Below are 12,998 nucleotides of genomic sequence, written 5' to 3'. Positions count from 1 at the left end.
ACTCATAGGCCCAGCAGCAGCTTGCCCAGCGCGAATACCGGCACCGCGGCGAACACGCTGTCCATGCGGTCGAGCAGGCCGCCGTGGCCGGGGAACATGCGGCCCGAATCCTTCACCTTGGCGTGGCGCTTCATCAGGCTCTCGACCAGGTCGCCGACGATCGATGCGGCCACCGTGACGACCGCCAGCAGCGCCAGGCCGAGCAGGCGCACCCCGTCGGTACCGAGCAGCCAGCCGCCGACCAGCATGACCAGCGCGCCCGCGGCGAATGCCCCGTACACGCCTGCCCAGGTCTTGCCGGGACTGATGTTGGGCGCGAGCTTGCGCTTGCCCAGGAAGCGCCCGCTGAAGTACGCGCCGATGTCCGCCGCCCAAACCACAAGCAGGGTCAGCAGGGTCCACCACTGGCCGTTGGGTTCGCCTGCGTGGATGGTCAACAGGCCGACGAAGGCGGGAACGGTCACCAGCACACCGGCCGCCAGCTTGATGTTGCGGTTCTCCGGCGTGGGCGCGGCGGCGAAGGCGAAATGCTTGAGCCACAGGCAGGCGAGCGCCCACCAGGCGACGCCGACGACCAGCAGCGCGGGCCACAGCAGCGTCGCGCGCAGCCACCAGAGCACGGCGAACAGGGCCAGCGCCACGCCGAGCAGCGCGCCGCGCACGGGCCGGTGCCGCAGGCCGGACAGACGCGTCCATTCCCACAGCCCGGCGAGCAACGCCAGCGCCACCACGAGCGCGAACAGCCAGGTCCAGCTGGGCGGCAGCAGGATGACCAGAATCACCAGGGGCGCAAGCAGCAGGGCAGTGAGGGTGCGTTGGAGCAGCATCGAGGGTCCTTCGGTTATCGCCCGATCATACGGATTCAGGCGATCTGCTCGCCGGTGCGCCCGTAGCGGCGTTCGCGGCGGGCAAAGTCCTCGATGGCGCGTGCCAGGCATGCCTGGTCGAAATCCGGCCACAAGGTATCGGTGAAATACAGCTCCGCGTAAGCGATCTGCCAGAGCAGGAAGTTGCTGACGCGTACCTCGCCGCCGGTGCGGATGAACAGGTCCAGCGGCGGCAGTTCGGCCAGGCTGGTCCAGCCGCCGAAACGCGCCTCGTCGATGTCCTCGATGCCCAACTGGCCCTGCGTCACGGCAATGGCCGCCTGGCGCGCGGCATGCACGATGTCCCAGCGCCCGCCGTAGTTGACGGCCACGTTCAGCGCAAGCTTGAGGTTGTCGGCGGTGCGCGCCATCGCCAGCTCCATGCGCTTGCGCAGTTCGGCGTTGAACGCGTTGAGGTCGCCGATGAAGCGCAACCGCACGCCCTGCTCGTGCAGTTCGTCGACCTCCTTGTCCAGCGCACGCAGGAACAATTCCATCAGGGCGCCGACTTCCTCGTCCGGGCGGCGCCAGTTCTCGCTGGAGAAGGCGAACAGCGTGAGCGCCTCCACGCCCTGGCGCAGGCAGCCTTCCACGACTTCCCGCACCGCCTTGCGGCCGGCGTTGTGGCCGAAGCTGCGCGGGCGCAGGCGCGCCTTCGCCCAGCGGCCGTTGCCGTCCATCACGATGGCGATGTGGCGGGGGATGCTCATGGCTGTGCGCGCTTTCTTCCTTCTCCCCCGTCCCTCATCAGCAACGGGGGCGAAGGTGCCCCGAAGGGTCGGATGAGGGGGCCGGGCTCGCCGGGAAGCTCGTCTACGCGAGCCCTGATAAGGGCTTCCCGCAATAGCAGCCCCTTACCCCGGCCCTCTCCCCCCCCACTCATAAAAGACGGGGGGGAGGGAGCAAAGCAAAGGAGCCTCGTAGCGTTCATGGCAATGAGCGGGACGCCGCTCAAATCGCCATCAGCTCATCTTCCTTGGCCTTGACCACGGCATCGACTTCCTTGACGAAGCGGTCGGTCAGCTTCTGGATCTCGTCGTCGGCGCGGCGCTCTTCGTCCTCGCTGATCTGCTTGTCCTTGAGCAGGTCCTTGACCTTCTGCATGGCGTCGCGGCGGATGTTGCGGATGGCGACCTTGGCGTTTTCGCCCTCGTGCGCCACGTGCTTGGCCAGCTCCTTGCGGCGCTCCTCGGTCAGCGGCGGCATGTTCAGGCGGATCACGGTGCCGGCGGTGGTCGGCGTCACGCCGACGTCGGAGGCCATGATCGCCTTCTCGATCGGCCCGACCATGCTCTTCTCGAACGGCGAGATCTGGATCGAACGCGCGTCGGCCAGCGACACCGAGGCGACCTGGTTCAGCGGCATGTCCGAGCCGTAGTAGGGCACCTTGATGTGGTCGACCAGCGCGGTGCTGGCGCGGCCGGTGCGCAGGCGGGTCAGGTCGTGCTTGAGCGCGTCGATGCTCTTGCCCATGCGGGTCTGGGCATCGGTCTTGATGTCGTTGAGCATGGGGGTCACCCGGCGTTGCGTGAAGCTGGCGAGTATAGCAGCGCGATCGCGCGGCCGGCCTGTCAGCTGGCCGTGACCAGCGTGCCGACCGACTCGCCCTGCATGATCCGCATGAGGTTGCCCGGCACGGTCATGTCGTAGATGCGCAGCGGCATGCCGTGGTCGCGGCACAGGGCGATCGCGGCGGTGTCCATCACCTGCAGGTTGCGCTGGATCACCTCGTCGTAGGTGAGCTGCTCGTAGCGGGTGGCGCTGGCATCCCGCGCCGGGTCGGCGGTGTAGACGCCGTCGACCTTGGTCGCCTTCAGCAGGAGGTCCGCGCCGATCTCCACCGCGCGCAGGGCGGCGGCCGAGTCGGTGGTGAAGAACGGGTTGCCGGTGCCGGCGGCGAACAGCGCGATGCGGCCCTTCTCGATGTGGCGGATCGCGCGGCGGCGGATGAAATCCTCGGAAACGTCATGGATCTGGATTGCGCTCATCACACGCGCGTAGCCACCGCGCTTCTCGATCGCGTCGGCCATCGCCAGCGCGTTCATCACGGTGGCAAGCATGCCCATGTGGTCGCCGGTCACCCGGTCCATGCCGGCCGCGGCCAGGCCCGCGCCGCGAAAGATGTTGCCGCCGCCGATCACCACGCCCACTTCCACACCGGCCTTGCGCACCTCGATGATCTCGTTGGCCAGGCGGCCGATCACCTTGGGGTCGATGCCGTAGTCCGCCTCGCCCATCAGCGCTTCACCGGAGAGCTTGAGCAGGATGCGGCGGTACTTGGGCTGGTCGCTCATGAGGTCTCCGGATTGGAAGGTAAACCGCCACATTGTAGCCGCGCGGCGATGCCCCGTCAGGCGCGTGACGGCGCGGTCGGGAAGAATCGTTCATGCTGCACGCCCTGCTGCCAACGACCGGAGTTCCCAATGCATATCGGCGCGATCGCCCTGTTGGTGCGCGACTACGACGAGGCCATCGCGTACTTCACCGGATGCCTCGGCTTCACGCTGATCGAGGATGCGCCGCAGGGGCCGGACAAACGCTGGGTCGTCGTGGCGCCACCCGGATCGCATGAGGCGTGCCTGCTGCTGGCCAAGGCGGCCGACCCGCGGCAGTTGCACGCGGTGGGCAACCAGTCGGGCGGGCGTGTCTTGCTGTTCCTGGAGACGGAGGACTTCCGGGCCAGTTACGAGGCGATGCGGGCCATGGGAGTGCGGTTCTGCGAGGCGCCGCGCGAGGAGGCGTACGGCACCGTCGCCGTGTTCGAGGATCTGTACGGCAATCGCTGGGACCTGTTGCAGCCCCGGCGCTAGCCGAGTCGGAGGGGGGCGCAATCAGGCTGCCGGCACAAAAAAAGGCCGCGGTTGCCCGCGGCCTTTTTTCGTGCGATGCGGGTGGCAGTTACGCCAGACCGGCCTGCTTCATCACTTCGGCGTGGAAATCCTCTTCCACCTTCTCGATGCCCTCGCCGACGGCCAGGCGTACGACCTGCTGCACGTCGGCGCCTTCCTTCTTCAGCGCCTCGCCCACGGTCGTGTTGGTGTCCAGCACGTAGGCCTGGCCGAGCAGGGTGACTTCGGAGACGATCTTGTTGATCTTGCCGGAGATGATCTTCTCCAGGATCTCGGCCGGCTTGGCCTTGTCCTTGTCGGACATCTGGCTCAGCGCGATTTCCTTTTCCTTGGCGATGAAGTCGGCCGGGACGTCCTCGGCACGCACGTACGGCGGGTTCATCGCCGCCACGTGCATCGCCACGCCCTTGGCCAGCTCCTCGGAGCCGCCCTTGAGCGCCACCAGCACGCCGATGCGGCCGCCGTGGATGTAGCTGCCGATCTTGCCGTCGGTCTGCACGCGTGCCATGCGGCGCACTTCGATCTTCTCGCCGATGGTGGCGACCAGGCCCTTGGCGGCCTCTTCCACGCTGGTCGCGCCCGGGTAGGCGGCGGCGTTCAGCGCGGCCACGTCAGTGGCGCCGGACTTCAGCGCGACGTCGGCGACGGTGTCGCTGAACTTGACGAAGTCGGGATTCTTGGTGACGAAGTCGGTCTCGCAGTTGACCTCGACCAGCACGGCGGCGCCGTCCTTGTGGGCCGAGACGATGCGGCCTTCGGCGGCGACGCGGCTGGCTTTCTTGTCGGCCTTGGCCAGGCCCGACTTGCGCAGCCATTCCATCGCCACTTCGATGTCGCCGTTGTTCTCGACCAGCGCCTTCTTGCATTCCATCATGCCGGCGCCGGAGCGCTCGCGCAGCTCCTTGACCAGTTGTGCGGAGATATTGCTCATCTCAAATCCTCGAATCTTGGCGCGCCGTGGGGAAAGCCGCCACGGCGCAGGGTGAAAGGCTTACTCGGCGGTTTCGGACTGCTCGCGACCGCCACGGCCGCGGCCGCCGTCACGACGCGGCGCGCCGGCGCCCTTCTTGGCCGGACCACGGTTGTCGCGCTCGCGACGCGCCGGGGCGGCCTTGCGCTCGTCCTTGGCGACCGGGTTGCCTTCCTCGTCCAGCTCGACGAACTCGTTGGCGTCGCCATGGGCGGCGTCCGGAGCGGCGGCCTTACCTTCCAGGATCGAGTCGGCGGCGGCGCGGGCGTACAGCTGGATCGCGCGGATCGCGTCATCGTTGCCCGGGATGGCGTAGTCCACCAGTTCGGGGTTGTAGTTGGTGTCAACGACGGCGATAACCGGGATGCCGAGCTTCTTCGCTTCCTGCACCGCGATGTCTTCATGGCCGATGTCGATCACGAACAGCGCGTCGGGCAGGCGGTTCATGTTCTTGATGCCGCCCAGCGAGTTCTCCAGCTTCTCGCGCTCGCGGCGACGGGCCAGCACTTCGTGCTTGACCAGCTTCTCGAACGAGCCGTCGGTCTCGGCCGCTTCCAGTTCCTTCAGGCGCGCGACCGACTGCTTGACGGTGCGGAAGTTGGTCAGCATGCCGCCCAGCCAGCGGGCGGTGACGAACGGCATGCCGGCGCGGGCGGCCTCTTCGGCCAGCGGCTCGCGGGCCGAGCGCTTGGTGCCGACGAACAGGATGGTGCCGCGCTTCTGCGCCAGGCCCGACAGGAAGTTCATCGCGTCGGTGAACAGCGGCAGGGTCTTTTCGAGGTTGATGATGTGGATCTTGCCGCGAGCGCCGAAGATGTACGGGGCCATCTTCGGGTTCCAGTAACGGGTCTGGTGACCGAAATGCACGCCAGCTTCGAGCATCTGGCGCATGGTGACTTGAGCCATGGTGGTATTCCTGATTGTTGGGCCATACAAGGAACGGCCCAGGGGGTTGGGACCTCCACGCATCCCCGGCTTCGACCGCGGCCCGTTGAAGACGGCCCGCGGCACCCCGAAGGCGGTGCCGATGCGTGTGTGGCGTTGGTTGGGCTTGGCAGCGCATGGGCGCTACAATCCCGTTTCGTCTTGCGCCCGCGGACCTTCTCGAAGGTCTTCAACGGCTTGCAAAACCGTGTAATTGTAGCCGGCGCGCCGGCTTCGCGGCAAGCTGCCGGCCTTACGGCACCGCCGCGCCCTCCGAAGCGGATTCCATGGCCATCACCCTCAAATCTTCCCAGGACCTCGAAGGCATGCGCGTCGCCGGCAAGCTGGCGGCTGAAGTGCTGGCGCTGCTCAAGGAGCACGTCAAGCCCGGTGTCACCACCGAGGATCTCGATCGGATCGCCTACGAGCACATCGTCAAGGTGCAGAAGGCGGTGCCCGCCAACGTGGGCTACAACGGCTTTCCCAAGACGCTGTGCACCTCGGTCAACCACGTGATCTGCCATGGCATTCCTACGCCGGGCAAGGTGCTCAAGGACGGCGACATCGTCAATCTGGACGTCACCGTCATCAAGGACGGCTGGCACGGCGACACCAGCCGCATGTATTTCGTGGGCGCGCCCTCGGTGCTGGCCAGGCGCCTGGTGGACACCACCTACGAGGCGATGATGCGCGGTATCGAGCAGGTCCGCCCGGGCGCCCACCTGGGCGACATCGGCCACGCGATCCAGAAGCATGCCGAGGCGGCCGGCTTCTCGGTGGTGCGCGAGTACTGCGGCCACGGCATCGGCAAGGTCTATCACGACGAGCCGCAGGTGCTGCACTACGGCAAGCCCGACACCGGCGTGGAACTCAAGAAGGGCATGACTTTCACCGTCGAGCCGATGATCAACGCCGGCAAGCCGCATACCCGGCAGCTGCCGGACGGCTGGACGGTGGTCACCAAGGACCACTCGCTCTCGGCGCAGTGGGAGCACACGGTGGCGGTGACCGACGACGGCTTCGAGATCCTGACGCCCTGGCCGGACGCCTGAGGCAGGGCCCGCGACCACGCCGCTTCCAGCGCAGGCCGTTTAAGCTTCCTGCGTGAGCACCGCGCCTTCCATCCCCGCACTGCCCCGCCTGCCGCCTGCGGTCCCTCGCTCGGGCGTGTCGGTGGAGGCGCGCCATGCGCTGCGTCAGCTACTGGAGGACATCGACCGCGCGCTCGCCACCGCCTTCCGCCACGGCGCCGATGCCGGCGCGCTGGCCAGGCGCCGGGGCGAAGCGGTCGGGCGCGTCGTCGCCCATGTATGGACCGCCTGCCTGGGCGAAGCCGACGGCGCGGCGTTGTTTGCCGTCGGCGGCTTCGGCCGCGGCCTCTTGTTCCCCCATTCGGACGTCGACCTGCTGGCGTTGGTGCGCGAAGCGCAGCCGCCGCGCCTGCGCGCGCTGGAGCAGTGCTTTGCCACGCTGTGGGACGTGGGCCTGAAGGTCGGCCACGCGGTGCGCGATCCGGCGCAGTGCCGCGCCCTCGCCACGCGGGAGGCCAGTGTGTTCACCAGCCTGCTCGACGCGCGCCGGCTGGCCGGCGACCCCGCGATGGACGCGGAGCTGCACGCGATCGTGGACGATCCGGCATTGTGGCCACCGGCCGCCTACCTGGCCGTGCGCCTGGCCGAGCGCGATGCGCGCCACGCGCGCTACGACGACACTGCCTACAACCTCGAGCCCAACCTCAAGGAAGGCCCAGGCGGCCTGCGCACGCTCGATGCGCTGCGTTGGCTCGGCCAGCGCCTGGCGCACGCCGACGGCTTCGAGGCGATGGCCGGCGAGGGCCTGCTCGATCCGGCCGAGCGCGCCACGCTGGAGCAGTCCGAGGCCACCCTGCGCCGCTACCGCTACGCACTGCACCTGGAGGCCGGCCGCGCCGAGGAGCGGCTGCTGTTCGACTATCAGCGTGCACTGGCCGCGCGACTGGGCTTCGTCGACGAGCACGCCACCAACCTTGGCGTGGAGCAGTTCATGCAGGGCTATTACCGCGCGGCCAGCCAGGTCGAGCGCCTGGGCGTGCAGATCGTCGAGCGCTTCGAGGAAATGCTCGAGCCGCCGCAGGCGCCGGTGGCGGTCGGCGAGCATTTCCTGCGCTATGGCAGGCGGCTGGCGGCGCGCGATCCGGAGCTGTTCGTACGAGAGCCGGCCGCGCTGGTGGAGGCCTTCATCGCGCGCCTGGGCGAACCGGGCATCGTCGGCTTTACCGCGCAGACCATGCGCCGCATCCACCAGGCGACCGCGCTGCACGACGGCGCGCTGGCCACCGACCGCGAAGTGCTGGCGGCCTTCCTGCGCCTTCTGCGGCGCGGCGCACGCGCCGTGGATGCACTGTGGCGGATGAACCGCCACGGCCTGCTGGCGGCGATCCTGCCTGCCTTCGGCCGCGTGTTCGGCCGCATGCAATACGACCTGTTCCACGTCTACACGGTCGACGAGCACACCTTGCGCGTGCTGGACAACGTGGCGCGCTTCGCCGATCCGCACGCGCAGGCGCAGTTCCCGCTGGCCTGCGAGATCTGGCCCACGCTGCCCACGCCCGAGGTGCTGCTGCTGGCGGCGCTGTTCCACGATATCGCCAAGGGTCGCGGCGGCGACCACTCGGTGCTGGGCGAGGAAGAGGCGCGCGCGTTCTGTGCGAAGCTCGGCCTGCCGCCCAACGACGTCGAACGCGTCGCCTGGCTGGTGCGCCACCACCTGGTGATGAGCGTGACTGCGCAGCGCCAGGACATCACCGACCCGGACGTGGTGGCGCGCTTCGCCGAGGTGGTGGAGAACCGCGAACAGCTGGGCCAGCTCTATCTGCTCACCATCGCCGACATCATCGGCACCAGCCCCAAGCTGTGGAACGGCTGGAAGGACCGCCTGCTGGCCGATCTCTACAGCGCCACCCGCTACGCGCTGCGCAGCGACGTGGAGCTGCCGCGCGACGCTGCCACCCGGGTGCGCGAATGCCAGGACTACGCGCTGCCGCTGCTCGAGGCGGACGGTTTCGACGCGGCCACGGTGAGGGGGGTATGGGCCGGCTTCCCGCAGGCGAGCTTCCTGCGCCACCGGCCCGAGCAGATCGCCTGGCAGACCGCGGCGGTCCTGCGCGCGGAAGGCGCCTTGCCGCTGATCGCGGTGCATCCGCTCTCGGTGCGCGGTACCACCGAGCTGTTCGTCTACACGCCCGACCGCGACGGCCTGTTCGCCACCGTCACGGCGATGCTCGACCGCCTGCGCCTGTCGGTGGTGGAGGCACGCGTGCTGGTCTCGCCACACGGCATGGCGCAGGACACCTTCCTGCTGCTGGACACCGAAACCCAACAGCCGGCCACGCCGGCGCGCGCGGAGGAACTGCAGCAGCGCCTGGCCCGCGCGCTGGCGCAGACGGTGCCGGTGCATCCGGCCCGCCGCAGCGCTTCGCGGCAGCTGAGGCATTTCCAGATGACGCCGCGGATCGGCTTTCACGCCGCCGGCGGGCGCACCCAGCTGGCGCTGGTCTGCACCGACCGGCCCGGCCTGCTCGCCGCCGTGGCGCAGGCGATGGTCGAGGCGCAGGTGCGCGTGCACGACGCACGCATCGCCACCTTCGGCGAACGGGTGGAGGATTTCTTCCAGCTCACCGACCGCAGCGACGCGCCGCTGGACGAGGCCCAGCAGGAACGACTGCGCCAAGCCTTGCTGGCCCGGCTGGGGCAACGCTGAGCCCGGACTGCGGTTCGGCGGCAGTGCCCGCCTGGCGGTGCGATGCGTTCAGACGCGAGCCTCTTCGCCCCACAACGCTTCCATGCCGACCTCGATGTCCAGCGCGGCCAGGTTTACCACTTCGGCGATGGCGTGCGCTTCCACGTCGCCGCGGCGGCGGATCGGTCTGCCCATGCGCAGGCCGTCGTGCGTGGTGAGCGAGGCCACTACCGGCTGGTGTCCGGCCGGGCCGCGCTGCACCACCACCGCCACCGAACCGTTGCGCAGGCGAACGCCGGTGCCGGGCGGGTAGATCCCCAGTGTCTTGATGAACGCCCTGGCCAGGCGCTCGTCCAGCGCCTGGCCTTCGTTGAGGAACAGCCGGCGCAGCGCCAGCGTGGACTGCAGCGGCGGACGGTAGTCGCGGGCGGACACGCGCGCGCAGTAGACGTCCGCCAGCGCCAGCAGGCGCGCCGGTCGGCCGATCTCCTCGCCGCGCTTGCCGCCCGGGTAGCCGCTGCCGTCGGCGCGTTCGTGGTGGTCGCGCACGGCATTGAGCCAGGCGGCGCTGGTGATGCCGTGGTCGCGCAGGCGCACCACGCCGAGCTGGCAGTGCGCGCGCACCGCTGCCTGCTGTTCGTCGGAGAGCGGGCCTTCGAGCGCGACCAGCTCGTCGTGCAGGCCGAACATGCCGATGTTCATGGTCAGGGCGGCACAGACGGTGGCCGCCAGCTCGGTGGCGTCCAGTTCCAGCGCGCTGCCGGTGAGCTGGCAGGCGATGGCGGTGTTGACCGCGTGGCGGGCGCCGTAGGGGCCATCGGCCTGCAGCAGAATGCTGGCCAGCGCCACGTCGGGGTTGCGCCGGCAGGCCTCGCGCACTTGCTCGGCGATGTCGGCCAGCGTGCCGGGAAAATCCGTGGGGGCCGGATAGGACAACAGCGCCTGCAGCCGCTCGCGCGCTTCGTGCACCAGCGCCAGCGGCGAGGGTGCCGGCGGCAGGAACGGCCCACGGCATTCTTCTTCGGAGCCATAGAACAGGCCGTGCTGCAGCAGCTTCTCCATCTGCGCCTGGCTGCCGATCACCTGGCCCAGGGGCAGCAGCAGCTTGCCTCTGGCGTCGTAGGCGTTGAAGCGCAGTGGCTGGCCGACGGTCAGTTCGGCCGGGTCGATCGGACGCCGTGGCATGGGAATCTCCTGGACCCGCGCGCCGCAAGGGCGGTGGGAGCGATTGAAAGATCGGCCACCGCGTGGCGAACTTGAGCACCCGGTCACGGTCGGACGGCGCTTCGTATACTTGCCTTTCGGCGCCATCCCCACCCGCGAGCCTTTCATGCCAGCCATCGACACCCTGATCGACCACGCCTTCGAACGCCGCAACGAGCTCAGCCAGAGCGAGATCGAAACCCACCTGCGCCCGGCGCTCGCCCAAGTGATGGACCTGCTCGAATCGGGCGAACAGCGCGTGGCCGAGCCGGACGGGCAGGGCGGCTGGAAGGTCAACCAGTGGCTGAAGAAAGCCGTACTCCTGTATTTCCGCATCAACGGCAACCGCGTGGTCGACGGCGGCCCGGCGCTGGCCTTCGACAAGGTCCCGCTGCGCTTCGGCCACGGCAACGACATGGAGCTGGAAAGCCTCGGTGCCCGCGTGGTGCCCGGCGCGCTGGTGCGCCGCGGCGCGCACATCGCCAGGGACGCGGTGCTGATGCCGAGCTACGTGAACATCGGCGCCTACGTGGGGGCGGGCACGATGGTCGACACCTGGGCCACGGTCGGCTCCTGCGCGCAGATCGGCGCGCGCGTGCACCTGTCCGGCGGCGTAGGCATCGGCGGCGTGCTGGAGCCGCTGCAGGCCAACCCCACGATCATCGAGGACGACTGCTTCATCGGCGCGCGCTCGGAGGTGGTCGAGGGCGTGGTGGTGGAGAAGGGCAGCGTGATCGGCATGGGCGTTTTCCTGGGCCAGTCCACCCGCATCTACGATCGCGCCACCGGCGAGGTCAGCTACGGCCGCGTGCCGGCCGGCAGCGTGGTGGTGGCCGGCAGCCTGCCGGCCAAGGACGGCAGCCACAGCCTGTACGCGGCGATCATCGTCAAGCGGGTGGACGAGAAGACGCGGGCGAAGACCGGCATCAACGAACTGCTGAGGAGCGCTCAATGAGCGTCACGCTATACGGCCTGCCCAACTGCGACACCTGCAAGAAGGCGCGCAACTGGCTGGCGCGCTTCGAGGTGCCGCACGCGTTTGTCGACTACCGCGCCAACCCCGTGCCGGCGGCCACGCTCAAGGCCTGGGCGCAGCAGCTGGGCGGCTGGGAGAAGCTGGTCAACAAGGCCGGCACCACCTGGCGCAACCTGCTGCCGCAGCGCAAGAACCCGGGCAGCGATCCGGAATGGACCCTGCTGTTGAAGGAATATCCCGCGCTGGTGCGCCGGCCGGTCGTGGTGCAGGAAGACGGTGCGGTGAGCGTGGGCTTCACCGACAACGGCTTCAAGAAGCTGTTCGGCCGGTGAGCGCCCAAGCCACCGATGAGGCGCCGATGAGCGACGTGCTCGACCTTGCCTGCGACCTGATCGCCCGCCGCTCGGTCACCCCCGAGGATGCCGGCTGCCAGGCGCTGGTCGCCGGACGCCTCGTCGCCGCCGGCTTCGCCATCGAGCAACTGCGCTACGGCGAAGTGGACAACCTCTGGGCCACGCATGGCGGCGATGGCCCAACGCTGGTCTTCCTCGGCCATACCGATGTGGTACCCAGCGGACCGGAAGAGGCCTGGAGTTCGCCTCCTTTCGATCCGACGCTGCGTGGCGGGCGCCTGTACGGCCGCGGCGCGGCGGACATGAAGGGCTCGGTCGCCGCCATGGTGGTGGCGCTGGAGCGCTTCGTCGCCGCGCACCCCCGGCATCGGGGACGGGTCGCGCTGCTGCTGACCAGCGACGAGGAGGGCCCGGCCAACCTCGACGGCGTGCGCCGCGTGGCCGAGGCCTTCCGTGCGCGCGGCGAGCGGCTGGACTGGTGCGTGGTGGGCGAACCCTCGTCCAAGGAGCGGCTGGGCGACCTCGTCCGCGTGGGCCGGCGCGGTTCGCTCTCGGGCACGCTCGTCGTGCGTGGCGTGCAGGGCCACGTGGCCTATCCGGAAAAGGCCAGCAACCCGATCCACGCCTTCGCGCCCGCGCTGGCCGAGTTGGCCGCCACGCGCTGGGACGAGGGCAATGCCGATTTCCCGCCGACCTCGTTCCAGGTGTCCAACCTCAACGCCGGCACAGGCGCCACCAACGTGATCCCCGGCACGCTGGCGGCGCAGATCAACTTCCGCTACTCGACCGCCAGCACGGCCGCCGACCTGCGCGCGCGCGCCGAGGCGATCCTGGATCGCCATGGCCTGGACTGGCAGTTGGATTGGAACCTTTCCGGCGAGCCGTTCCTGAGCCGCGCCGGCGGACGCCTGCGCGAAACCGTGCGCGCCCTGTGCCTGGACCTGTGCGGCGTGGAGCCGGAGCAGAGCACCGGCGGCGGCACCTCGGACGGGCGCTTCATCGCGCCGCTGGGCGCCGAGGTGGTGGAGCTGGGGCCGGTCAACGCGACCATCCACAAGGTGGACGAGTGCGTGGCAGTGGAGGAACTGGAGCGGTTGCCGGGGCTTTACCAGGCGATCTGCGAGCGGTTGCTCGGGTAGC

General features: G+C 69.2%; 13 protein-coding genes. 6 read left to right on the top strand and 7 right to left on the bottom strand.

Translation table 11 applies throughout. The annotated features are described in order from the left end of the window. Positions 1 to 2: 2 nt before the first annotated feature. The 4 genes from VGU65_RS11490 to pyrH form a co-directional block, all read right to left on the bottom strand. Positions 3 to 827, bottom strand: coding sequence for a phosphatidate cytidylyltransferase (locus VGU65_RS11490; protein WP_327475829.1), 825 nt, complete (start codon positions 825 to 827; stop codon positions 3 to 5). A gap of 35 nt (positions 828 to 862) precedes the next feature. Next, a complete protein-coding gene (uppS, locus tag VGU65_RS11485; protein WP_327475827.1) occupies positions 863 to 1,576 on the bottom strand; it encodes a polyprenyl diphosphate synthase in 714 nt (237 codons plus the stop codon). A gap of 241 nt (positions 1,577 to 1,817) precedes the next feature. Further along, positions 1,818 to 2,375, bottom strand: a complete 558-nt coding sequence (gene frr, locus VGU65_RS11480) for a ribosome recycling factor (protein WP_327475825.1) — start codon at positions 2,373 to 2,375, stop codon at positions 1,818 to 1,820. Between the two features lie 62 nt (positions 2,376 to 2,437). Further along, complete coding sequence (gene pyrH / locus VGU65_RS11475) at positions 2,438 to 3,160, bottom strand: UMP kinase (RefSeq protein ID WP_327475823.1); 723 nt, start codon at positions 3,158 to 3,160, stop codon at positions 2,438 to 2,440. A gap of 129 nt (positions 3,161 to 3,289) precedes the next feature. Between pyrH and VGU65_RS11470 the strand changes: the two genes are divergently transcribed. Then, positions 3,290 to 3,676 carry a VOC family protein gene (locus VGU65_RS11470; protein WP_327475821.1) on the top strand — a complete coding sequence of 129 codons (387 nt, stop codon included), beginning with the start codon at positions 3,290 to 3,292 and terminating at the stop codon, positions 3,674 to 3,676. A gap of 88 nt (positions 3,677 to 3,764) precedes the next feature. Here the strand turns inward: VGU65_RS11470 and tsf are convergent, their stop codons facing one another. Together tsf and rpsB are read right to left on the bottom strand one after the other, a co-directional pair. After that, entirely contained in the window at positions 3,765 to 4,646 is an 882-nt protein-coding gene (gene tsf, locus VGU65_RS11465) for a translation elongation factor Ts (protein ID WP_327475820.1), read from the bottom strand. Between the two features lie 60 nt (positions 4,647 to 4,706). Continuing rightward, complete coding sequence (gene rpsB / locus VGU65_RS11460; protein WP_327475818.1) at positions 4,707 to 5,591, bottom strand: 30S ribosomal protein S2; 885 nt, start codon at positions 5,589 to 5,591, stop codon at positions 4,707 to 4,709. 305 nt (positions 5,592 to 5,896) lie between these two features. Between rpsB and map the strand changes: the two genes are divergently transcribed. Continuing rightward, positions 5,897 to 6,661: a type I methionyl aminopeptidase gene (gene map, locus VGU65_RS11455; RefSeq protein ID WP_327475816.1), complete on the top strand. Its 765-nt coding sequence runs from the start codon at positions 5,897 to 5,899 to the stop codon at positions 6,659 to 6,661. A gap of 52 nt (positions 6,662 to 6,713) precedes the next feature. Then, positions 6,714 to 9,347 (top strand): [protein-PII] uridylyltransferase, encoded by a 2,634-nt coding sequence (glnD, locus tag VGU65_RS11450; RefSeq protein WP_327475814.1) that lies wholly within the window; start codon positions 6,714 to 6,716, stop codon positions 9,345 to 9,347. Positions 9,348 to 9,395: 48 nt separating this feature from the next. Here the strand turns inward: glnD and VGU65_RS11445 are convergent, their stop codons facing one another. Next, on the bottom strand, positions 9,396 to 10,511 hold the full coding sequence (locus VGU65_RS11445) for an HD-GYP domain-containing protein (protein WP_327475812.1): 1,116 nt from the start codon (positions 10,509 to 10,511) through the stop codon (positions 9,396 to 9,398). Between the two features lie 145 nt (positions 10,512 to 10,656). Between VGU65_RS11445 and dapD the strand changes: the two genes are divergently transcribed. The 3 genes from dapD to dapE are packed head-to-tail and all read left to right on the top strand — an operon-like array spanning position 10,657 to position 12,997. Continuing rightward, positions 10,657 to 11,484 (top strand): 2,3,4,5-tetrahydropyridine-2,6-dicarboxylate N-succinyltransferase, encoded by an 828-nt coding sequence (dapD, locus tag VGU65_RS11440; RefSeq protein WP_327475810.1) that lies wholly within the window; start codon positions 10,657 to 10,659, stop codon positions 11,482 to 11,484. Further along, positions 11,481 to 11,837: a Spx/MgsR family RNA polymerase-binding regulatory protein gene (locus tag VGU65_RS11435; protein WP_327475808.1), complete on the top strand. Its 357-nt coding sequence runs from the start codon at positions 11,481 to 11,483 to the stop codon at positions 11,835 to 11,837. Before dapD ends, VGU65_RS11435 begins: the two co-directional genes overlap by 4 nt. Before the next feature lie 26 nt (positions 11,838 to 11,863). Then, positions 11,864 to 12,997, top strand: coding sequence for a succinyl-diaminopimelate desuccinylase (gene dapE / locus VGU65_RS11430; RefSeq protein WP_327476330.1), 1,134 nt, complete (start codon positions 11,864 to 11,866; stop codon positions 12,995 to 12,997). Position 12,998 lies beyond the last annotated feature (1 nt).

The sequence above is a fragment of the Frateuria sp. genome, assembly GCF_035943815.1.
Taxonomy (GTDB): Bacteria; Pseudomonadota; Gammaproteobacteria; order Xanthomonadales; family Rhodanobacteraceae; genus Frateuria_A.
This window is presented reverse-complemented; position numbering and strand designations above follow the sequence as displayed.